The sequence below is a fragment of the Sphingomonas montanisoli genome, assembly GCF_008274695.1.
Classification (GTDB): Bacteria; Pseudomonadota; Alphaproteobacteria; order Sphingomonadales; family Sphingomonadaceae; genus Rhizorhabdus; species Rhizorhabdus montanisoli.
In genome coordinates this window covers 735,309-756,399 of sequence record NZ_VTOU01000002.1, presented here as the reverse complement: position 1 = coordinate 756,399, position 21,091 = coordinate 735,309, and the positions used below count along the sequence as shown (strand labels likewise).

Annotated in this window: 24 protein-coding genes; 8 read left to right on the top strand and 16 right to left on the bottom strand. The window is 65.3% G+C overall.

Annotated features, from left to right (window positions below; genetic code table 11):
- Positions 1-17 precede the first annotated feature (17 nt).
- A complete protein-coding gene (locus FYJ91_RS09460) occupies positions 18-1,007 on the top strand; it encodes a Rieske 2Fe-2S domain-containing protein (protein WP_181008421.1) in 990 nt (329 codons plus the stop codon).
- A 49-nt stretch (positions 1,008-1,056) separates the two neighbouring features.
- Here FYJ91_RS09460 and FYJ91_RS09455 read toward each other — a convergent pair whose 3' ends face one another.
- The 3 genes from FYJ91_RS09455 to thrC all read right to left on the bottom strand — a co-directional run bounded on the left by FYJ91_RS09455 (position 1,057) and on the right by thrC (position 4,669).
- The gene (locus tag FYJ91_RS09455) at positions 1,057-1,923 is read right to left on the bottom strand and encodes a class I SAM-dependent methyltransferase (protein ID WP_149521997.1); all 867 of its coding nucleotides are present in this window, start codon (positions 1,921-1,923) and stop codon (positions 1,057-1,059) included.
- Positions 1,924-2,029: 106 nt separating this feature from the next.
- Positions 2,030-3,262 (bottom strand): M16 family metallopeptidase, encoded by a 1,233-nt coding sequence (locus FYJ91_RS09450; protein WP_149521996.1) that lies wholly within the window; start codon positions 3,260-3,262, stop codon positions 2,030-2,032.
- A 6-nt stretch (positions 3,263-3,268) separates the two neighbouring features.
- Positions 3,269-4,669: a threonine synthase gene (thrC, locus tag FYJ91_RS09445; RefSeq protein ID WP_149521995.1), complete on the bottom strand. Its 1,401-nt coding sequence runs from the start codon at positions 4,667-4,669 to the stop codon at positions 3,269-3,271.
- A 139-nt stretch (positions 4,670-4,808) separates the two neighbouring features.
- On the opposite strand from thrC, the gene FYJ91_RS09440 reads away from it, so the two are divergent.
- From FYJ91_RS09440 to FYJ91_RS09430, 3 genes are all read left to right on the top strand, one after another.
- Entirely contained in the window at positions 4,809-5,201 is a 393-nt protein-coding gene (locus FYJ91_RS09440; protein ID WP_149521994.1) for a hypothetical protein, read from the top strand.
- A gap of 245 nt (positions 5,202-5,446) precedes the next feature.
- Positions 5,447-7,072: a cation:proton antiporter domain-containing protein gene (locus tag FYJ91_RS09435; RefSeq protein WP_149521993.1), complete on the top strand. Its 1,626-nt coding sequence runs from the start codon at positions 5,447-5,449 to the stop codon at positions 7,070-7,072.
- An 86-nt stretch (positions 7,073-7,158) separates the two neighbouring features.
- Complete coding sequence (locus tag FYJ91_RS09430; protein ID WP_246152544.1) at positions 7,159-8,427, top strand: MFS transporter; 1,269 nt, start codon at positions 7,159-7,161, stop codon at positions 8,425-8,427.
- Positions 8,428-8,431: 4 nt separating this feature from the next.
- Here FYJ91_RS09430 and FYJ91_RS09425 read toward each other — a convergent pair whose 3' ends face one another.
- The 9 genes from FYJ91_RS09425 to coxB all read right to left on the bottom strand — a co-directional run bounded on the left by FYJ91_RS09425 (position 8,432) and on the right by coxB (position 15,528).
- Positions 8,432-9,124, bottom strand: coding sequence for an aspartate/glutamate racemase family protein (locus FYJ91_RS09425; protein WP_149521992.1), 693 nt, complete (start codon positions 9,122-9,124; stop codon positions 8,432-8,434).
- The gene (locus FYJ91_RS09420) at positions 9,121-9,744 is read right to left on the bottom strand and encodes an SURF1 family protein (protein ID WP_149521991.1); all 624 of its coding nucleotides are present in this window, start codon (positions 9,742-9,744) and stop codon (positions 9,121-9,123) included. The genes FYJ91_RS09425 and FYJ91_RS09420 overlap by 4 nt, the downstream gene beginning before the upstream one ends.
- Positions 9,741-10,112, bottom strand: coding sequence for a DUF983 domain-containing protein (locus FYJ91_RS09415; RefSeq protein ID WP_149521990.1), 372 nt, complete (start codon positions 10,110-10,112; stop codon positions 9,741-9,743). Before FYJ91_RS09415 ends, FYJ91_RS09420 begins: the two co-directional genes overlap by 4 nt.
- Before the next feature lie 75 nt (positions 10,113-10,187).
- Entirely contained in the window at positions 10,188-11,057 is an 870-nt protein-coding gene (locus FYJ91_RS09410) for a cytochrome c oxidase subunit 3 (protein WP_149521989.1), read from the bottom strand.
- Between the two features lie 52 nt (positions 11,058-11,109).
- Positions 11,110-11,685: a cytochrome c oxidase assembly protein gene (locus FYJ91_RS09405; RefSeq protein WP_149521988.1), complete on the bottom strand. Its 576-nt coding sequence runs from the start codon at positions 11,683-11,685 to the stop codon at positions 11,110-11,112.
- On the bottom strand, positions 11,682-11,813 hold the full coding sequence (locus tag FYJ91_RS20995; RefSeq protein WP_281290586.1) for a hypothetical protein: 132 nt from the start codon (positions 11,811-11,813) through the stop codon (positions 11,682-11,684). Before FYJ91_RS20995 ends, FYJ91_RS09405 begins: the two co-directional genes overlap by 4 nt.
- Entirely contained in the window at positions 11,810-12,718 is a 909-nt protein-coding gene (locus FYJ91_RS09400; protein ID WP_149521987.1) for a heme o synthase, read from the bottom strand. The genes FYJ91_RS20995 and FYJ91_RS09400 overlap by 4 nt, the downstream gene beginning before the upstream one ends.
- 86 nt (positions 12,719-12,804) lie before the next feature.
- Entirely contained in the window at positions 12,805-14,493 is a 1,689-nt protein-coding gene (ctaD, locus tag FYJ91_RS09395) for a cytochrome c oxidase subunit I (protein WP_149521986.1), read from the bottom strand.
- Positions 14,494-14,505: 12 nt separating this feature from the next.
- On the bottom strand, positions 14,506-15,528 hold the full coding sequence (gene coxB / locus FYJ91_RS09390; protein ID WP_149521985.1) for a cytochrome c oxidase subunit II: 1,023 nt from the start codon (positions 15,526-15,528) through the stop codon (positions 14,506-14,508).
- 199 nt (positions 15,529-15,727) lie between these two features.
- Between coxB and pyrE the strand changes: the two genes are divergently transcribed.
- The 4 genes from pyrE to lepB are packed head-to-tail and all read left to right on the top strand — an operon-like array spanning position 15,728 to position 18,339.
- Positions 15,728-16,312, top strand: a complete 585-nt coding sequence (gene pyrE, locus FYJ91_RS09385; RefSeq protein WP_149521984.1) for an orotate phosphoribosyltransferase — start codon at positions 15,728-15,730, stop codon at positions 16,310-16,312.
- Positions 16,309-17,037: a pyridoxine 5'-phosphate synthase gene (locus FYJ91_RS09380; protein WP_149521983.1), complete on the top strand. Its 729-nt coding sequence runs from the start codon at positions 16,309-16,311 to the stop codon at positions 17,035-17,037. The genes pyrE and FYJ91_RS09380 overlap by 4 nt, the downstream gene beginning before the upstream one ends.
- Entirely contained in the window at positions 17,034-17,435 is a 402-nt protein-coding gene (gene acpS, locus FYJ91_RS09375; RefSeq protein WP_149521982.1) for a holo-ACP synthase, read from the top strand. Before FYJ91_RS09380 ends, acpS begins: the two co-directional genes overlap by 4 nt.
- Positions 17,436-17,442: 7 nt before the next feature.
- Positions 17,443-18,339 (top strand): signal peptidase I, encoded by an 897-nt coding sequence (gene lepB, locus FYJ91_RS09370; RefSeq protein ID WP_425474012.1) that lies wholly within the window; start codon positions 17,443-17,445, stop codon positions 18,337-18,339.
- A gap of 2 nt (positions 18,340-18,341) precedes the next feature.
- On the opposite strand, the gene FYJ91_RS09365 is transcribed toward lepB, so the two are convergent.
- From FYJ91_RS09365 to FYJ91_RS09350, 4 genes are all read right to left on the bottom strand, one after another.
- Complete coding sequence (locus FYJ91_RS09365) at positions 18,342-18,935, bottom strand: nucleotidyltransferase family protein (protein WP_149522339.1); 594 nt, start codon at positions 18,933-18,935, stop codon at positions 18,342-18,344.
- The gene (locus FYJ91_RS09360; RefSeq protein WP_149521980.1) at positions 18,935-19,864 is read right to left on the bottom strand and encodes an XdhC family protein; all 930 of its coding nucleotides are present in this window, start codon (positions 19,862-19,864) and stop codon (positions 18,935-18,937) included. The genes FYJ91_RS09365 and FYJ91_RS09360 overlap by 1 nt, the downstream gene beginning before the upstream one ends.
- Positions 19,865-20,105: 241 nt before the next feature.
- Positions 20,106-20,534 (bottom strand): ExbD/TolR family protein, encoded by a 429-nt coding sequence (locus FYJ91_RS09355; RefSeq protein WP_149521979.1) that lies wholly within the window; start codon positions 20,532-20,534, stop codon positions 20,106-20,108.
- A 24-nt stretch (positions 20,535-20,558) separates the two neighbouring features.
- Positions 20,559-21,038, bottom strand: coding sequence for an ExbD/TolR family protein (locus tag FYJ91_RS09350; protein ID WP_149521978.1), 480 nt, complete (start codon positions 21,036-21,038; stop codon positions 20,559-20,561).
- Positions 21,039-21,091: the final 53 nt, after the last annotated feature.

Here is a 21,091-nt window from a genome sequence, read left to right as displayed (position 1 = left end):
CGGCGAGGAGACACACGATGAATGAGATGAGCCCAATCGAACTTCCACCGATCCCGATGTCACATCGCGACCATACGGTCGGCTTCGGCAAAGGCTGGTATTGCGTGGCCGAAAGCGCCGAGATCAGCGCCGACACGCTGCTGCCCGTATCCTATTTCGACCGCGAGCTGATCGTGTTCCGCGACAAGAATGGCGATGCGAAGGTTTCCGACGCCTATTGCCCGCATTTGGGCGCCCATCTTGCCAGCGCCGACGGCTGCATCGATCAGGGTGAGATCGTCTGCCCGTTCCACAAGTGGCGCTTCGACGCGACGAGCGGCAAGTGCAACTCGATCCCCTATACCAAGTTCGTCCCTCCGCAGGCGAAGCTGAGTTTCTATCCGACGATGGAAATGAACGGCATGGTGCTGATGTGGTGGCACAATGCCGGCGCCGAGCCCGAAGCCAAGCCGTACAACGTCATCGAAGCGCATTCGGACAAGGTGTGGCTGCCGGCGTTCGAGCGCAGCTTCGAAACGACCGTGCCGCTGCGTGACCTGCACGAGAACATCTTCGATACCGCGCACATCCAGCAGCTTCACCGCAGCAACGGCATGCCCGAAATCGCCGACGTCGTGCGCCACGACTTCGGCCTCGAGGTCAATTTCGAGGCGATGCCCGATGGCGAGCGCACCGCGATCCACTTCATGCAGTTCAACTTCAGCGGGATGAGCATGGTCAGCCATGTCGTTCTCGGCACCGGCTACGGCTTTTGCCAGAACAACACGATCACCCCGATCGACCGCGAACGCAGCCTGATGCGGATCCGCATGTTCATGCTCGACACCGGATCGCCCGAAATGAACGAGCAGATCGGCAAGGCCTTCGCCGCGCGCGTGATGACCGAGATCGATCAGGACATGAAGGTGCTGAACTTCAAGAAGCACCTCGAACGCCCGCTGATCTGCGCCGGCGACGGCCCGATCATGAAGTGGCGCGAATATGCCGAGGAACTGATGGCGGCGTAATCGCGCCCTTTAAACTCCCCTCCCTGCGTAGGGAGGGGAGAAGTCGGGCTTAATCGTTCACCCAGCGCGCGAAGATCGCGGTGGGGAGCAGGAGGCCGCGGGCTTCCTCCCTCACCGCCATCTCGCCGACTTCGATACGACCGCCCAGATCGCCGAGCATCTGTTCGAGCAGAGCGCCGATCGCGAGCGCCGACATCCGCACCGCATAGACGGTGAGGACGAGGAAGCGCGAATTCTTGTCGAGCACGTTGCGGCAATGCTGGATCAGGCCGGGGAGATGCTCCTCCAGCCGCCACACTTCGCCGTCCGGCCCGCGACCGAACTTCGGCGGATCGAGGATGATGCCGTCATAGCGGCGTGCGCGGCGCACCTCGCGCGCGGCGAACTTCACCGCATCGTCGACCATCCAGCGGATCGGGCGATCGGACATGTCGGACAGGAAAGCATTGGCCTTGCCCGCCTCGACCGACTTCTTGGACGCATCGACATGGGTGACGCGCCCGCCCTTGCCCGCCAGCGCAAGCGTGCCGACGCCGGTATAGCCGAACAGGTTGAGCATCTCGCTGCCCTCCTGCGTGCGCTCGCGCGCCCATTCCCATTGCGGCATCATGTCAGGGAAGAAGGCGAGATGGCGGAAGGGCGTGTTCTGCGCGAGGAAGCGCACCTCTTCCCACTTCATGTGCCAGCCGCCGCGCGGCACATCGCGCGACAAATGCCATTTGCCGCCGCCATCCTCGTCCGAGGCCGCGATGAAATCGCCATCCGCCTGCCAGTCGGACGTGGCGGGCGCCCACATCGCCTGCGGCTCGGGCCGGATGAAGCGGAAGCGGCCGAACCGCTCCAGCTTGCGGCCGTGCCCGCTGTCGATCAGTCCGTAATCGTCCCAGGGTTCGGTGATGAGGGTTTTCAGTTCCACAGCACAGCCTCCCCAACCCCGTTCGTGTCGAGCGAAGTCGAGACACGCTGGCTGGGCGCGTAGGAACGTGTCTCGACTTCGCTCGACACGAACGGAACGATATAAATCACGCCGCCGCCTTCAGCGCGGGGCCGACCGTCGCCAGCGTCTCGCGGCCCGCCAGGATGCGGGTGCCGACGGCGCGGGCCTGATCGACCGTGCAGGCGTCGATTCGCGCAACAATGGTCGACAGATCGAGCGGCTTGCCGTGGACCAGCGTCTGGAAACCCAGCCGGTCCGCGCGGCCCTGCACCGATTCCAGCGCCATCAGGATCGTCGCCTTGATCTGCGCCTTGGCGCGCGCCAGCTCGACCGCCGTCAGCGTCGCGGCGGTTTCGTGCAGGATCGATCGCGACAGGTTCACCGCACCTGCCGCTTCGGCGCGCGCGGTGGCGAGATAGACGGTGATCATGCCGGTATCGCGCCACGCCGACACCGAACTGCCGACCGAGTAAGCCAGTCCGCGCTCCTCGCGCACCGCCTGGAACAGCCGCGAGGACGAACCTTCGCCTGCCGCCTGGCTGAACAGCATCAGCGCGTAATAATCGGGATCGAGATAGGACAGCCCCTCATGCCCGAACAGGATGTGCGCGCTTTCGAGCCGGCGGCGCTCGACGAAACTGCCGCCTTCATAGGTTGCGGCATCGGCCACCGGGCGGGGCGCCTGCTCCATATCGCCAAAGCGCGCTTCAGCAAGCGCCACCAGTGCGTCGAAGTCGATCTTGCCGGCAGCGGCAAGGACCATCGCCTCGGGGCGATAATGACGCTCGGTCCAGCCGAACAGGTCGTCGCGGTCGATGGCGGCGATCGTCTCCTCGTCGCCCAGCACGGGGCGGCCGAACGCCTGGCCCGGCCACGCGGTCGAATGGAAATGATCGTTGATGATATCGTCGGGCTGGTCGCGCGCTTCGCCCAGTTCCTGCAGCACCACGTCCTTTTCGCGGACGAGATCGCCCGGTTCGAAATGCGGCTTGCGGACCAGATCGGCGATCAGGTCGACGCCGAGCGGCGTGTCATCGGCCAGCAGCCGCGCCTGGAATACCGTCTGGTCGCGCGACGTATAGGCGTTCAGATAGCCGCCGACATTCTCGATCGCTTCGCTGATCTCGCGCGCGTTGCGGCCACCGGCACCCTTGAACACCATATGTTCGAAAAGGTGCGCGAGGCCGTTGGTCCGTGCATCTTCATGCCGCGCACCGCAATCGACATGCAGGCCGATGGCGACCGTCTCCACCCCCGCCATCGGATCGGCGGCGATGGTGAAGCCATTGGGCAGGCGGTGGATCAGCGATTCCGACATGACAGGTTAGGCGTCCACCCCGACCTGATCCGACACATAATCTTCGATCGCCTCGATCGTCGCCGGCAGGGTCGCGTAACGCTCCTCGCGCTCGAACAGATTGCCGACGCGGCTCGGGAGCGCGGGACGGTTGCCCGTGGCGCGCTCGACGGCATCGCGGAACTTCGCCGGATGAGCGGTCGCCAGCGTCACGACAGGGACGTCGGCGGGAAGATCGGCATCCTGCGCGGCCGCGAAGCCGATCGCGGTGTGGGGATCGAGCAGTTCACCTGCCTTGTCCTGACCCCAGCGCATCGCGAGCGCCATGCGATCGGCGTCGATCCGTGCGCTCGTGAACAGGCCTTCGACCTCACCGCGCATCGCGGCCGGAATGACGAGCTTCTTCGTTTCCTCGAACCCACGCATCGACGCGGCGAGCGCGGCGCCGTCGCGGCCGTGCATATCGAACAGCAGGCGTTCGAAATTCGAGCTGACCTGAATGTCCATCGACGGAGCAGCCGTGGGCGTGACCGAGCCGACCGAATAGTCACCGGCGGAGAGCGCGCGGTGGAGGATATCGTTGACGTTGGTCGCCACGATCAGCTTGGCGATCGGCAGCCCCATCTTCGATGCGACATAGCCCGCGAACACATCGCCGAAATTGCCGGTCGGCACCGAGAAGGCCACGGGCCGGTCGGGCGCGCCAAGGCGCACGGCCGCGTAGAAATAATAGACGACCTGCGCCATCAACCGCGCCCAGTTGATCGAATTGACCGCGCCGAGATTGTAGCGGGTGGCGAAGCTCTGATGCGCGAACATGGCCTTCACCAACGCCTGAGCATCGTCGAAGCTACCCTCGATCGCGATATTGTGGACGTTGGGCGCCAGCACCGTCGTCATCTGCCGGCGCTGCACGTCGGACACGCGATCTTTGGGGTGCAGCATGAAGATGTCGATCTTCGCGCGCCCCGCCACCGCGTCGATCGCCGCCGATCCGGTGTCGCCGCTGGTCGCGCCCACGATCGTCAAATGCGTATCGCGATCGCGCAGGAAGCGTTCGAACAGCAGGCCGAGCAGCTGGAGCGCGACATCCTTGAACGCCAAAGTCGGGCCGTGGAACAACTCCATCACCCACTGGCGATGATCAAGCTGCTTGAGCGGCACGACCGCAGCATGGCTGAAGCGGCCATAGGCGGTCTCGCAAAGACTCTTGAGTTCTTTGTCGGTCAGCGCGCCCGCAACAAACGGCCGCATGACGGCGACGGCGGTGTCGACATAGGACAGCCCCCTGAGCGCCGCGATCTCGTCGCGCGAAAAGCCGGGCCAGCTTTCGGGGACGTAAAGCCCCCCGTCGCTGGCGAGCCCCGCGAGCGTGACATCCTCAAATCCCATCCGGGGTGCGGCCCCGCGCGTGCTGACATACTGCATGACCGGCGGGCCTTAGGCTTTGCGGCGCGGAGGAGCAAGAAGAACGGGGGTTTCGGGATGAAAAGACGGCGGCATGATCGCGGAGAGGGAACTATTTCCGCCCGCAAGGCTTGCCCAACATGGTAGGATGCAGAGGCGCATGATCGGACGGACCACCTCGTCGGCCCCGAGGCCACGACCGAAACGCCGCCACAGCTTCGTCCTCGCGACATGGGTGGCGTTGTGGACCGCGATCCTCTGCGCCCTGCCGAGCGGCGCGATATCCGCGAGCAAGACGTTGGGATCGGCCTTCGATCCGGCGACGACCAGCGTGGTGCTGAAAGCCCGGTCGCAATCGCTGACCCGACAGTCGAGCATCCAGCGCACACCCCCGGCACCCGATATCCATATTCCCGAACAGCGCGCCGCCATTTTCGCGCTGGCAGCCGCACCGACATCGTCGACTGCGATATCCTATCCGCCGATTCCGCCATCGGCACCCGGCACCCGCCTGCACGGCGACGCACAACCCCGCGCGCCACCGCGCGCCTGATCCCAACCCGCGGTCGCCTTCGCGCGGCGACAATGTTCTGAACGCCATTCCCGAATGGAGGCGCATATGGACAGGCGAAAGCCACCCGGCTGGTTTCGGTTCGCCCTGTGGGGCGGCATTGCCGGCGCGGCGGGCATCATCGGCGCGCTGATCAGCGCAGCCGTACAATGATCATCCCGACCATCTGAACGACCCCCGAGGGGCGGCCCATAGCGGCGGCCCCGATATTACGAAAGCGAGCAGGCATGCCGCATCACACTCCCCTGGTCGCGACGATCGTCGCTGGCCTCGTTGTCGCCTTCATCTTCGGGGCACTCGCGCACCGGATGCGCATATCGCCGATCGCGGGCTATCTGCTCGCGGGCGTCGCGGTTGGCCCGTTCACGCCGGGCTTCGTCGCCGATTCGGGTCTGGCCAACGAACTGGCCGAAATCGGCGTAATCCTGCTGATGTTCGGGGTCGGCCTCCACTTCTCCCTGCGCGACCTGCTCTCGGTGAAGCGGATCGCGGTGCCCGGCGCGATCGGGCAGATTGCGGCGGCCACCCTGCTGGGCATGGGCCTCGGCTGGATGTTCGGCTGGACGCCGGTCGCGGGCTTCGTCTTCGGTCTTGCGCTCTCGGTCGCCAGTACGGTGGTGCTGCTACGCGCGATGCAGGCGCTCGATCTGGTCGACACCGAACGCGGGCGCATCGCGGTTGGCTGGCTGATCGTCGAGGATCTGGTGATGGTGCTGGCGCTCGTGCTGCTGCCCGTCCTCGCGCGCTCCACATCGGGCGATGCGTCGAGCGGGGTCAGCGACATAGCAATCGCGCTAGGCGGCACGCTGTTGAAGGTCGGCGGGTTCCTCGCACTCATCCTGATCGTCGGGCGGCGCTTCATCCCCTCGACTCTCCACTGGGTCGCGCATAGCGGATCGCGCGAACTGTTCCGCCTTGCGGTGCTGGCGATCGCGCTGGGCGTTGCCTTCGGCGCGGCGGTGGTGTTCGGGGTCAGCTTCGCGCTCGGCGCCTTCTTCGCCGGCATGATCCTGGGCGAAACCGAACTCAGCCGTCGCGCAACCGAGGAGACGCTGCCGCTGCGCGACGCTTTCGCGGTGCTGTTCTTCGTTTCGGTAGGCATGTTGTTCAACCCCAGCATTGTCGTCGAACAGCCGCTGGGCGTGCTGGCGACGGTGGCGATCATCATCGTCGGCAAGTCGATCGCCGCCTATGCGATCGTCCGCGCCTTCGGCCATTCGAGCCACAAGGCGATCACGATCGCGGCGAGCCTGGCGCAGATCGGCGAATTTTCGTTCATCCTCGTCACCCTCGGCGCCAATCTGGAGATATTGCCTGCCGATGCGCGCGATCTGGTGCTCGCGGGCGCGATGATCTCGATCTTCCTCAATCCGATCATCTTCTCGTTCGTCCCCCGCCGCGAGGCAGAAGATGCGGAGCCCGAGGCGGAAAAGGAGCAGAAGCCCCCGCGCAAGGGACACTGGATACTCGTCGGTTTCGGCCGCGTCGGCCGCCAACTCGCGAGCGACATCCACGAAAAGGCCCGCTCGTTCGTCATCATCGAAGGCGAAAAGGACATGGCCGAACGCGCGCGCAAATCGGGTTACGAGGTCGTCACCGGCAACGCCGTCGAACCAAAGACGCTGCGGGCGGCAGGCGCGGACCACGCCAGTGTGATCCTGATCGCGATCCCCGAAGGATTCGAGGCGGGCGCCGTTTTGGAACAGGCGCGCGCGATCTGCCCCAACATCCGCGTCATCGCGCGATCGCACTCAGATGCCGAATATGCACATCTGGAAAAACTGGGCGCCGACTGCGTGATCTCCGGCGAGCGCGAAATCGCGCGGCGGATGGGCGAGCTATGCATAGAGTGACGTGACGTCAACTATCCTCCCCCTCCCTCAGCTGCGCTGACACCTCCCCCTGGCGGGGGAGGATCAATGCGCTACACTTACCCCCGATGACCCCACCCCACCGCCCGATCTCGCGCGCCTCGATGGCGATCGCGGCTTTCTCGACGGTGGTCGAGTGGTACGACTTCACCCTCTACCTCTACCTCGTCACGATTCTGTCGCGGCTGTTCTTCGGAGGCGGCGAAGCATCGGTGGTGACGACGCTCGGCGGGTTCGCGATCGCCTATCTTATGCGGCCCGTCGGCGCGATCCTGTTCGGGCATATCGGCGACCGATATGGGCGGCGGCGCGCGATGCTGGGGTCGATGGCGCTGATGACGGTGGCGATGCTCGCGACCGCTTTGCTGCCGACGCGCGATCAGATCGGCCCGAGCGCGGGCGTGATCCTTATCCTGCTCCGCTGCGTCATGGCCTTCGCGGTGGGTGGCGAATATACCGGCGTCGTCGCCTATCTGATCGAAGGCGCCGCGCCCAGGCGGCGCGGTCTCATCACCTCCTCGGCCTCGGCGGCAAGCGAGATCGGGGCGTTGCTCGCGGTTGGCATATCGGCCGTGACGGTCGCAACGCTGGCGCCGGCGGCGCTCGACAGCTGGGGCTGGCGCATTCCCTTCCTGGTCGGCGCCGGGCTGGCCGGCTCGGTGCTGATCGCACGGGCGAGCATGGACGAATCGCCCGAGTTCGAACGGCAGCGCGCCGCGGGAACGGTGCCCGCCAATCCGATCGCCCATGTCGCGCGCCACCACCGCGCCGCCATTGCCCGCGGCTTCGCGATCTCCGCGCTCGGATCGATCAGCTATTATGTCGGCATCACCTACGTCCCCGCCTTCCTGACCGCCACGCGAACGATGGGTGAGGCCGATGCGCTGGGCCTGTCGACGATCGCCGCGGTCGTCGTGATCGCGGTGACGCCGTTCGTCGGCCTCCTCTCCGACCGGATCGGGCGACGGCCGGTGCTGATCGCGGTCGGCATAGCCGGTGCCGCCCTGCCGATCGCCTTGTTCGGGACGATGGCGGGCGCCGGCTTTGGCGCAGCGCTGGCGGGCGCGGTGGCGCTGGCCGGACTGGGCGGCGCGGTGAGCGCGGTTGGGGCGGTCGCGACGGCCGAACTTTTGCCCGGCGAAGGACGCCTCAGCGGCCTCGCCTTTGGCGCAACGGGCGCGACCGCGATCTTCGGCGGGGTGACGCCATGGCTGGCGCACCTCCTGATCGAGCGGACCGGATCGCCGCTCGTGCCCGGAATGATGATCGCCGCGGTGGCGTTGTGCGTGCTGCCGATTCTGTGGCGGATGCCGGAGACGCGGCCGACTCTACCCTAGTCCGTTATTTGAGAGCAGCCCCCACCGCCGCTGCCGCGTGCAGCGTGGTCGTATCGAACAGCGGGACGGCACTGTCGCCCTGCCCCACCAGCAGCATGATTTCGGTGCAGCCGAGGATGATCGCCTGCGCGCCCTGCTCCACCAGTCGAGCGATCACCCCGCGATACTCCTCGCGCGATTCGTCACGCACGATGCCCGCGATCAGCTCGTCGTAGATGATGCGGTGGACGATCGCGCGATCGCCATCGTCCGGCACGATCACCGCGCCGCCGATGCCGTCGGCGATCCGATCCCGATAGAAGGGCTTCTCCATCGTGAAGGCGGTGCCGAGCAGGCCGACCCTGGTGAAGCCGGCCGCGCGGATCGCCGCGGCGGTCACGTCGCCGATATGGAGCAATGGGATCCCGATCGCCGCCTGCACGGCATCGGCGGCGATGTGCATCGTGTTGGTGGCGATCAGCAGCAGATCCGCCCCGCCCGCCTCGATATGCCGCGCCTCGGCGATCATCATCGCCTCCAGTCCCGCCCAGTCGCCGTCATGCTGGCGCGAGGCGATCTCGGCGAAGTCTACAGAGAGCATCAAAGTGCGCGCCGAATGCGGCGGCCCAAGCCGATCACGGACCGCGCGATTGATGAGCGCGTAATAGGCAGCTGAGCTTTCCCAGCTCATGCCGCCCAATATGCCGATCGTCTTCACCTCTGCCGCCCGCGCCGGCGCAGCGCGATGACATAGATGATCACCGCGACCGCCGCGAACAGGAACCACTGCACCGCATAGCTGCGATGGTTGTTGGGAATGTCGCCGATTTCGGGCGGCAGGCTTGCCTGATATCCGGCGGCGGGCATTTCCAGCACGACGAGGACGGGCAGCGGGTGGGCAGCACCCGTCAGCACGCGACGGCCGAGCTCGGGGTCGGGCACAAGCCGGCCGATCGAGGCAAGCGCAGCGCCCTTGCCCGGCGGCACCGGCTTCGCGCTGATCCCGCTCCAGCCGATATCAGCCATCATTGTCCGGCCGTCGGCCAAAGCACAGCCGACAAAGTTGCGAAAGCCCGTTTCGGAGCGCTGGTTGCGCCCGCCCTGCTGGATCGGCGCGGTCGTGACGGTACAGGCGACATGCGCGCGGCGGAAAGCGACGCCGTCGATCGCATCGTCGGCAGGCACGGCGGCGATCGGATCCTTGCCGACCGCAGCGGCATAGGTCGCCAACATTCCTTCCTTCCACTCAGCACGGCGTATCTGCCACAGGCCGAGCCAGATCATCGTCGCAACCGCAGCGACGACTATCAGGGTCGGAAGGATCGGAATACGCTTCATGGCTTGATGATCCGCCCTTCGCGGGCAGCGTTGCGATATTCGAGCGCGAGCAGCAGCCCCTTGGCGAAGCGCAGCGACACGATTGTCAGCCCGATCGTCAGCGGCAGCCACAGGATCACATGCACCCACCAGGGCGGCGACGCCGAAAGCTCCACCATGATCGCCAGTACCGACACGATCGCACCGATGATCAGGATCAGGAACGCCGCCGCGCCGTCGCCGACATTGAACCCGTCATAGTCGAGCCCACAGGCGGGGCAGCGATGGGCGAAACGCAGGAAGCCCGCGAACAGCCCCGGCGCCGCGCAGCGCGGACACAGGCCGCGTAGCGCGGCTTCAGCCGGATGGGGTGGCGTATGATCGGTCATCGCGCTTTCCCTAAACGACGAGGGGCGCGGTGACCATCGCCACCGCGCCCCCAATCTTCTCGCTGAAGCGTGGGATCAGCCGGCGTGAACCGTCGCGCCCCAGCCGCCCCAGACATAGACGACGATGAAGAGGAACAGCCACACCACGTCGACGAAGTGCCAGTACCAGGCGGCCGCTTCGAAGCCGAAATGCTGCTTCGGAGTGAAATCACCCTTATAGGCGCGGATCAGGTTGACGATCAGGAAGATCGTACCGACCAGCACGTGGAAGCCGTGGAAGCCGGTCGCCATGTAGAAGGCGGCGGCGTAGTTCAGGCCCTTAAAGCCGAACGGCGCATGGGCATATTCGTAGAACTGGATGCACGAGAAGATCGCGCCCAGGATGATCGTGAGCCACAGGCCCTTCTTCAGCCCATCACGATCGCCGTGCAGCAGCGCGTGGTGCGCCCAGGTGATCGTGGTGCCCGAACACAGCAGGATCAGCGTGTTGAGCAGCGGGAAGTGGAAGGCGTCGATGACTTCGAGGCCCTTGGGGGGCCAGATGCCGGCGGCATGGGTTATGCTGTTCGGGCCTTCGATCAACGAGACGACGCCTTCGCTGACCTGCACCGGCGCCGGGAACAGCGCGAAATCGAACCACGACCAGAACCAGCCGACGAAGAACATCACTTCCGAAGCGATGAACAGGATCATGCCGTAGCGCAGGTGGAGCGACACGACCGGCGTGTGATCGCCCGCATGCGCTTCCTTGATCACGTCCGACCACCAGAAGAACATGGTCGCGAGCACGCCGATAAAGCCGGCGATGCCGACTGCGGCACCATAAGGTGCGCTGTGCATCCACATCGTCAGGCCGCCGAACAGCGCGAGCGCCGACATCGAACCCATGAACGGCCACGGGCTCGGGGGGAGAATGTGGTAATCGTGGCTCTTCGCGCCTGCCATGTGTGCGTGCCCCTGATAGTCCGGCCCTTCGGGCCGCTGATTTGGAAGTCCCTTAACCGCCTACCGACGCGGAATCCACATCCGATTTGTCGGGAAAGAAGGTGTAGGACAGGGTGATTTCGTTGAATTTCGCGGCGTCCTTGTCTTTCAGGATAGCCGGATCGACATAATAGATGACGGGCATGCGCACCGTCTCTCCGGGCTTCAGCGTCTGGCTGGTGAAGCAGAAGCACTGGATCTTCGTGAAATAGGCGCCGGCCAGTTCGGGCGTGACGTTGTAGGCCGCGGTGCCCGTGACCGGACGATCGCTGAGATTCTTCGCGACGAAGAACGCCATCTTGCGCTGGCCGATGACGATGCGCTCGCTCTTCTGCTCGGGCGCAAACTGCCACGGCAGGTTGGGCGAGACATTCGCATCGAAGCGTATGTCGATCATCCTGCCTGCAATCTCCCCCGGCGCCTTGTCCGAGGTTGCACGCATCGGCGTGCCACCGAATCCCGTCGCCTGACAGAACATCCGATAGAGCGGCACCGCGGCATAGCCGAGGCCGAGCATTCCGATCGCGATGACCAGCGCGATCAGCGCGACGCGGCGATTCCGATCGGCAGGGGCGGCGACGCTGCTCACAGCATCTTGGCGATCGAAATCGCGTAAAAGAGGATGACGAGCCCGCCGAGAATCACGGCGGTGACGACCGCACGCGACTTCTGCTTGCGGCGAATCTCGGCCTGCTGCTCGGGCGTATAATCGATCATGCAAACACCTTGTCGGCAACGAGGAGGCCGAAGATCGCGAAGAGATAGGCGATCGAGAAGGCGAACAAATGGCGTTCGGCCTTCATCGCGGCAGGATCGGACACACGGCTGAAGCCGACGCGAATCGATAGCAGCAGGAAGATTCCCGAAAGGATCGCGGTGCCGACGCCGTAGATCGCGCCGGTCAGACCCAGCGGCCAGGGCGCGACAGCCGAAGCGACCATCGGCAGCGTGTAGAGCAGTTGCTGGATACGGGTGACGCGCTGGCCCGCCACCGCAGGCAGCATCGGCACGCCGGCGCGCGCATAGTCCGAGTTGATGAACAGCGCGAGCGACCAGAAATGCGGCGGCGTCCACAGGAACACCGTCGCGAACATCAGGACGGGGAGCATCTCCACCCGACCCGTCGCCGCTGCCCAGCCGATCATCACGGGAAACGCGCCCGCAGCACCACCGATCACGATGTTCTGCGGGGTCCGGCGCTTGAGCCAGATCGTATAGACGACGACGTAGAAAAGGATCGAGACCGCCAGGATCGCAGCCGACAGAACGTTGACCGCCAGGCCCATCAGCAGGACCGAGAAGGCGGCGAGGCCGACACCAAAGTGGAGCGCGGTCTGGCGATCCATCCGGCCGGCGGGAAGCGGGCGATCCGCGGTGCGCTTCATCACCGCATCGATATCAGCCTCATACCACTGGTTCAGCGCGCCGGCCGCGCCTGCGCCCAGGGCGATACAGAGAACGGCGGTGAAACCCAGCACCGGATTGATGTGGGCAGGAGCCGCAAGCAGCCCGCACAGGCCAGTGAAGACGACGAGCGTCAGGACGCGCGGCTTGAGCAGTGCGACGAAATCGCGCCATTCGGCGGTGGTCGTCTGGGTTCCGGAGAAAGGCTGGCTCGCCATTATCTTACGCTAGTCCCTAACCGAAGCCGCCGCTTTGACGATATCGTCGAAGCGGCGGCCCCTCATTCCTTCAAAGTCCGAGCCGATCAGTGGTGATCGTCGTCGCCGATGTGCGGCAGCTGCTCGAACTGGTGGTACGGCGGCGGGCTCGACAGCGTCCATTCGAGCGTGGTCGCACCTTCGCCCCAATAGTTGCCCTCGACCTTGCGGCCCGCGAACATCGACCAGAAGACGTTCACGAAGAAGAAGATCATCGAGAAGGCCATCAGTTCGTAGCCGTGGGTCGCGAACGAATTCCACTTCTCGAACGCATCCGGATAGTCCGGGATACGGCGCGGCATGCCGTCGAGACCGAGGAAGTGCATCGGGAAGAACAGCACGTTCACGCCGATGAAGAACAGCCAGAAGTGGATCTGCGCCAGGATCTCATTGTACTGGCGGCCGGTCATCTTGCCGAACCAGTAGTAGAAACCTGCGAAGAGCGAGAAGACCGCACCCAGCGACAGCACGTAGTGGAAATGCGCGACCACATAGTAGGTGTCGTGCATGTAATTGTCGACGCCGCCGTTCGCGAGGAGGACGCCGGTGACGCCGCCCACGGTGAACAGGAAGACGAAGCCGATCGCCCACAGCATCGGCACTTCGAACTTGATCGAACCGCCCCACATCGTCGCGATCCACGAGAAGATCTTGATGCCGGTCGGCACCGCGATCACCATCGTCGCTGCGGTAAAGTACATCTTCGTGTCGACCGACAGGCCGGTCGTGAACATGTGGTGCGCCCACACGACGAAGCCGACCACGCCGATCGCGACCATGGCGTAGGCCATGCCGAGATAACCGAACACCGGCTTCTTCGAGAAGGTCGAGATGATCTGGCTGACGATGCCGAAGCCCGGCAGGATCATGATGTACACTTCGGGGTGACCGAAGAACCAGAAAAGGTGCTGGTACAGCACCGGATCGCCACCGCCCGACGCATCGTAGAAGGTCGTGCCGAAGTTACGATCGGTGAGCAGCATCGTGATGGCGGCCGCGAGCACCGGCAGCGCCAGCAGCAGCAGGAAGGCGGTGACCAGCACCGACCAAACGAACAGCGGCATCTTGTGCAGGGTCATGCCCGGCGCACGCATGTTGAAGATGGTGGTGATGAAGTTGATCGCACCCAGGATCGACGAGGCACCCGCGATGTGCAGCGCGAAGATGCCCATGTCGACCGCCGGACCCGCCGAACCGCTGGTCGACAGCGGCGCATAGACCGTCCAGCCCGTGCCCGCACCGTTGCCGGTGCCGCCCGAAACGAACGCCGAGCCAAGCAGCAGGGCGAAGGCCGGAATCAGCAGCCAGAACGAGATGTTGTTCATCCGCGGGAAGGCCATGTCCGGCGCGCCGATCATGATCGGAACGAACCAGTTGCCGAAGCCGCCGATGATCGCGGGCATGACCATGAAGAACACCATGATCAGGCCATGTGCGGTGATCAGCGCGTTCCACAGGTGGAGCGAGGTATCGAAATCGGGATTGCCGCCCATCAGCGCGGTCCAGGTGCCCAGATACTGGATGCCCGGATGCGCCAGTTCGGCCCGCATCAGACCCGAAATCGCGCCGCCGACGATGCCGGCGAAGATCGCGAAGATCAGGTAGAGGGTGCCAATGTCCTTGTGGTTGGTGGACATGAACCAGCGGGCGAAGAAGGCCGGCTTATGATCGCCGTCGTGATGCGCATGATCGTCATGCGCATGAAACTCGGCAGGATGTGCGGTGGTGTCGGTCATCTTTGCTGGCCCTTAATTCTGCGCGGGCTGAGAAGTGGCGGCAGGCTCGGCGACGTTGTCGCCGGCCGGGGCCGTCTCGGCGGGGGCCGCAACGGCGGCGGCCGGAGCAGCGGCCGGGGCCGCAGCGGCCTCGCCCTCACCCGGCATCTTGCCACCCTTCGAACGGACCCATTCGGCGTACTTCGCGTCGGACACGACCTCGACCGCGATCGGCATATAGCCGTGGCGCGCGCCGCACAGTTCCGAACACTGGCCGAAATAGAGGCCTTCCTTCTCGGCCTTGAACCAGGTTTCGTTCAGGCGGCCGGGGACGGCGTCCATCTTGGTCCAGAACGCGGGAACCGCGAAGCTGTGGATCACGTCGTTCGAGGTGACGATGAGCTTCACGACACGGTTGACCGGCACGACGACGCGCTCGTCGACCGCGAGAAGGCGGGGGCCATCCTCGGGCTTGCGCTTGTCTTCGGGCAGCAGGTTCGAAACCAGTTCGAAGTCGCCATTATCCGGATACTGATAGGTCCAGTACCACTGGTTGCCGATCACCTTGATCGTCACGTCCGCCTTGGGCTGCGCATATTGATGCGCGAGCAGGCGGATCGAGGGGACCGCGATCACGAGCAGGATCAGGACCGGAGCGAGCGTCCAGACGACCTCGATCAGCGTGTTGTGGCTGGTCTTCGACGGCACCGGGTTGGCGGCGGCGCGGTAGCGAATCGCCACCCAGATCAGCAGCATCAGCACGAAGATCGACATGATCGTCATGATCGGCATCAGCAGGGAGTCATGCATCCACTGCGCGTCGTGCCCGATCTGGGTGACCTGCGGCTGAAGCTTGAAGCCGCCCGGGATCGGCTGACCGATGTCCGCGGTGGGCGCCATATGCTGGAAGGCGGGCTTGGCAACCGCAGCCTCTGCCCCGGCTACGGGTGCTGCAGGCGCAGCGGCGGGAGCGGCGGGCGCCGCGTCCTGCGCCATCGCCGCCGCGGGGGCGAGGGCCAGCGCCAGCCCCATGATCATCGTCTTGAACGTCTTCATCTTACCCCCGGTCAACGCGGCGGAAACCCACGGCTTTGTTATCGGGCCCGTCGAAAATCGAGCGCCTTATAGGCGTCGCTCCCCGCGCCCTCAAGCACTGGATGGCGCGGAATGCAAGCAGTTGAAGCGATTATCGCACACGCCTATCTGGGCCGATGCTGCAAAGCGGCGATATTGGAAGCCGAACGGGGGATATCGAATGACCGACGAAGAGGTGCTGGCCGAGTTCCGTGAGGCCGAGGCGCTGCTCGAAGGGCATTTCATCCTGTCTTCGGGGCTGCGGAGCCCACGCTATCTGCAGTGCGCGCGCGTTCTTATGAACCCCGCGCGGGGTGAAAGACTCGCGCAGGCGCTGGCGCTCAAGATCCCCGACAAGATCAAGATCCAGCTCGAAGCCGTCGTCTCGCCCGCGATGGGCGGGGTGATTGCGGGCCATGAAATGGGCCGGGTGCTGGGCCTCGACGCGATGTTCGTCGAACGGCCCGACGGCGTTTTCGGACTGCGCCGCGGCTTTCGCCTCAATCCGGGACAGAAGGTGCTGCTGATGGAGGACGTCGTCACGACCGGCCTGTCGTCGCGCGAGGCGATCAAGGCCGTTGCCGAAGCGGGGGGCGAGGTGATCGCGGCGGCATCTTTGATCGACAGGTCGAACGGCACCGCCGATCTCGGCGTCCCCTTCTTCCCGCTGATTCGACTCGAAGTGCCGACCTATGCGCCCGACGCGCTGCCGCCCGAGCTGGCGGCGATCCCGGCGGTGAAGCCCGGCAGCAGGGCCAAGCCGTGAGCCACCTCCGCCTGGGCGTAAACATCGATCACGTCGCCACGATTCGGAATGCGCGCGGCGGCGCCTATCCCGATCCGATCCGCGCCGCGATCGTCGCGCAGGAAGCCGGGGCCGACGGCATCACCGCGCATCTGCGCGAGGATCGTCGCCACATCATCGATCAGGACATCGCCCATCTGATCGGCGCGATCGCCCTGCCCCTCAACATGGAGATGGCGGCGACCGAGGAGATGCTGGCGATCGCGCTCAAGCATCGCCCCCACGCCGCGTGCATCGTGCCCGAGCGGCGCGAGGAAGTGACGACCGAGGGCGGCCTGAACGCCGCCGGCCAGCACAATCACCTTCAGCCGCTGATCACCCGGCTGAAGGATGCCGGCATCCGTGTGAGCCTGTTCATCGAGCCTGACCCCCGCCAGATCGAGGCGGCGCTGTCGCTGGGCGCGCCGGTGGTCGAGTTCCACACCGGTCGCTACGCGCATAGCGAGGGCGAGGAACGCGCCGTCGAGCTGCGCCGGATCGCCGACGCAGCGGCGCTCGCCGCCAAGAACGGGATCGAACCGCACGCCGGCCACGGCCTGACCTTCGACAATGTCCAGCCGATCGCCGCCATCCCGCAGATCGCCGAACTCAACATCGGCCACTTCCTGATCGGCGAGGCGATCTTCGAAGGGCTTGGCCCCGTCGTGCAGCGGATGCGCGGCCTGATGGACGAGGCGCGCGGATGATCATCGGGATTGGATCCGACCTGTGCAATATCGAGCGGATCCAGGCCTCGCTCGATCGCTTCGGCGACCGATTCATCCAGCGCGTCTTCACCGAGATCGAGCACAAGAAAGCCGAGAAGCGCCCGTTCACGCGCGCCGGAACTTATGCCAAGCGATTCGCGGCGAAGGAGGCGTTCAGCAAGGCTGTTGGCACCGGCTTCAAGGCCGGCGTCTATATGAAGGACATCGGCGTGGTGAACATGCCGTCCGGCGCCCCCACATTGCATTTGTCGAACGGGGCCAAGGCGAGGCTTGACGCGCTGACGCCACCGGGCCACGCGGTGGACGTTCATTTGACGATGACGGACGATCATCCCTGGGCGCAGGCGTTCGTCATCCTGTATGCGCGCCCGCTTTGAGGAGAGGATCGCGGTGAGCGATCAGCCTATCGAGGTTTCGACCAGTTCGGTCGAGCCGACCCCCGTCACCGAGACGAAGGCCGACAAGCCCAAGACCGACTGGTTCGGCGAGGCGCGCGGCATATTGTGGCTGATCCTGGCGGTGCTCGGCTTCCACAGCTTCATCGCCAAGCCCTTCTACATCCCGTCCGAATCGATGATGCCGACTTTGATCACCGGCGATCGTCTGGTCGTGACAAAATATCCGTACGGCTGGTCCTATGTTTCGCCCAGCTTCCACGTGCTGCCCTTCATTCGGGGCCGCGTGTTCGGGCGGCTGCCCGAGCGCGGCGACATCGTGATCCTGAAGCCCCCGCAGGCCGACACCGACTTCATCAAGCGCGTCATCGGCCTGCCCGGCGACCGGATCGAAGTGCGTGGCGGTACCGTGGTGATCAACGGCGTGCCCGTAAAACGCACGCCCGAGGCGCCGGCGATGATAGCGATCGACCCGAACGTGCCGTGCGATCAGCCGCAGGTGGCGCAGTTCCGGGTTTCGGGCCCCGACGGCAAGGCCTATTGCGCCATCCCGCGCTTCCGCGAGACCCTGCCCAACGGCCGCAGCTACGATACGCTCGACCTCGGCTACTTCCCCGACATCGACGATTTTCCTGCCATCACCATCCCCGAGGACCGGGTGTTCGTGATGGGCGACAATCGCGATCAGTCGGCCGACAGCCGCGTGCCGAGCTACCGCAACGGGCTCGACGGCCCCGTGCCGTTCGAGAATATCGGCGGCCGCGCCGAGTTCATCACCTTCTCGCTCGACGGGACCAGCAAGATCTGGAACCCGATCAGCTGGGTCACCGCGCTGCGCGGCGGCCGCGCCGGCACCAGCCTGCATCCGGCGCGCGCGGCGAAGTAAGTTCAGACACGCGCCCGGGCCGCCGCAAGCGCCCCGGGCGTGTCGACATCGATCGACACGCCGGGATCGTCGACGGGGAGCAGGATGAGCCGCTCCCCCACCCCGGCCAGCAACGCACGGCCGCCCGTGTCGCCGGTGAGGCCGGCAAGTTGCGCGAAGAAAGCCCGCCCCCACGCCAGCGGATTGCCGCGCTGGCCTTCGTGGACGGGGGCGATGACCCGATCCTCCCGTGCTGCCGCCGCCAGGGCGCGGAGTGTGGCGGGGGCGACAAACGGCATATCACCGAGACAGATGAGGGCGGCGCTCCAGTCCGCAGGGACCGCGCGGATCGCGGCGGCGATGCTGTGGCCCATGCCCAAGGCGTGATCGGGGACTTCCATTCCTTCCCGCGCCGGTGGCGATCCCTCTCCACCATCCTTCGGATGGCCCCCCTCCCCATCCCGGGGAGGAATTGCCAGGATCATCGGCAATCCCGCCGCCTCGACCGCGTCGATCGCATGCGCCAGCAGCGGTTTGCCGTTCAGATCAGCCGCAAGTTTGTCGGCGCCCATACGTCGCGACAGGCCGGCGGCGAGGATGATCGCGCCGACCGTCATCACGCGCGTGGCTTGCGCAGCGCCGCGATAGTCCCCGCGAGGATCGACACCGCGATCTCGGCCGGGTTGACGGCGCCGATCGAGAGCCCCGCGGGCCCCTGGACCCGATCGATCGCGGCCTCGTCGAAGCCGGCGGCGGCGAGTCGCTCGCGCCGCTTGGCATGGGTGCGGCGCGAACCGAGCGAGGCGATGTAGAAGGCGTCGCTGTCGAGCGCCGCGATCAAGGCGGGGTCGTCGATCTTGGGATCGTGGGTTAGCGTGATGACGGCGGTGCCGCTGTCGATCCGCCAGTCGGCGAGCGCCTCATCCGACCAACGCGTGTCGACCGCGATCGCCTCGAAGCGCGCGGACGCCGCGAAACCGTCGCGCGGATCGACGATCAGCGGCTGAAATCCCGCGATCGTGGCAAGCGGAACGAGTGCCTGCGCGATATGGACCGCGCCGACGATCATCATCCGCAGGCGGGGCGGATAGACGTTGACGAACGCGCCTTCCGCTTCGCCTTCGCGGGTGACGCCGGTCGCGAGATCGGTGGAGAGGACGAGTTCGCGGCCTCCGGCCCGCGCGACAGCGATGCGATCGATCAATGCGGGCGCGAAGGCATTGTCCGCGATCGCCTGAACGAACACCGATATCTCGCCGCCGCAGGCCAATCCGACCTGCCAGGCCGAATCATCGGCGACGCCATAATCGCGCCGTTCGAAGCCGCCGCTCACGGCGATCTCCTGCGCGCGCAGCAACAGATCGCCTTCGACGCAACCGCCGCTCACCGATCCTTCGAACAGCCCGTCGTCGCGGATGAGCGCGTGACTGCCACGCCGACGGGGGGCGGAACCCCAGGTTTCGATCACGGTCGCGATCGCGACGCCATGCCCATCGCCAAGCCAGTTACGGGCGGTGTCGATCAGACGGTCGAGTTCGTCCTTCACGGCCGATTCGATCCGACTTCGAGCGCGCGGAAGTTGTGGAAGTTGTCACTACGTCTGCGTCGGAATCGCTTCCCCGGCGCGACCAGGGGGTTCGACGAGAGGGGATATCGGACAGTGTTTGCCATGCGCATGACGTAATGCCTTCAGGTCGAGTAGGACAGGGCATCGCGATGGTGACGCCCCAACGAAAAAGGGCGGCCCCGAAGGACCGCCCTTGATCTTGGTAAGCTATGTCCGAGCCTTAGAAGGCGCCGGCATAAGCCTCGTTACCGACGAAGCCCATCTTCTCGACATTGGCCCGCTTGGTCACCGCGAGCACTTCGTCGACGATGACGTAGCGCGCCTGCGGATCCGGCTGCAGGTGCAGTTCGGGAACCGGGTTCATCTGCTGCGTGATGTCCAGATACTGGCGCAGACGGATGAGATCGATCGGGCTGCCGTTCCAGAAGATCGTGCCGGCCGCGTCGATCGTGACCTTGTTCTTCACAGGGTCGACCGGCGGCGGCGTGGCGTTCGGCTGATCGACCGGAAGATCGAGCTTCACCGCGTGCGTCTGGATCGGGATGGTGATGATGAACATGATCAGAAGAACCAACATGACGTCGATCAACGGCGTCGTGTTGATGTCCATCATCGGTTCGCCTTCGGCGGTGGCTGCTGCCATTGCCATCTTATCTACTCCTCGAAAGCGTGATCAGAGACGCTCGTTGCCGCCGGGGGGCGGTTCCGAGATGAAGCCGACGCGCTGGAAGCCCGCGCGCTGCACCGTCACCATCGCGCCGCCGATGCAGCGGTACGGCGTGTTGATGTCGCCACGGATATGCACTTCGGGGAGTTCCAGGCCGGGCGCCGACGGGCCACCCTGCTTGTCGATTTCCCGCTTGAGCTTCGCGACCGAGCGATCGAGCAGTTCCTGCCCGGTCACCTTGGTCTGGCCCCAATAGACCTCGCATGCGCCGTTCGACGCTGCGCGGATCGAGAGAGCCACGTTCTCTGGCTTGGTCGTGGTCGCTTCGTAGCGAACGCTAGGAAGCTTCACGGGAACCGTCTGGATCACGACGGGAACGGTGATGAGGAAGATGATGAGCAGCACCAACATGACGTCCACGAGCGGCGTCGTGTTGATGTCCGACATCGGTGCGCCATCGTCGGATGGGCCGGCACTCATGGCCATCGTTTAGGATCCTATTCTCATTCGAGGAACGGGCCGCCGGTCTGTTGCCGGCA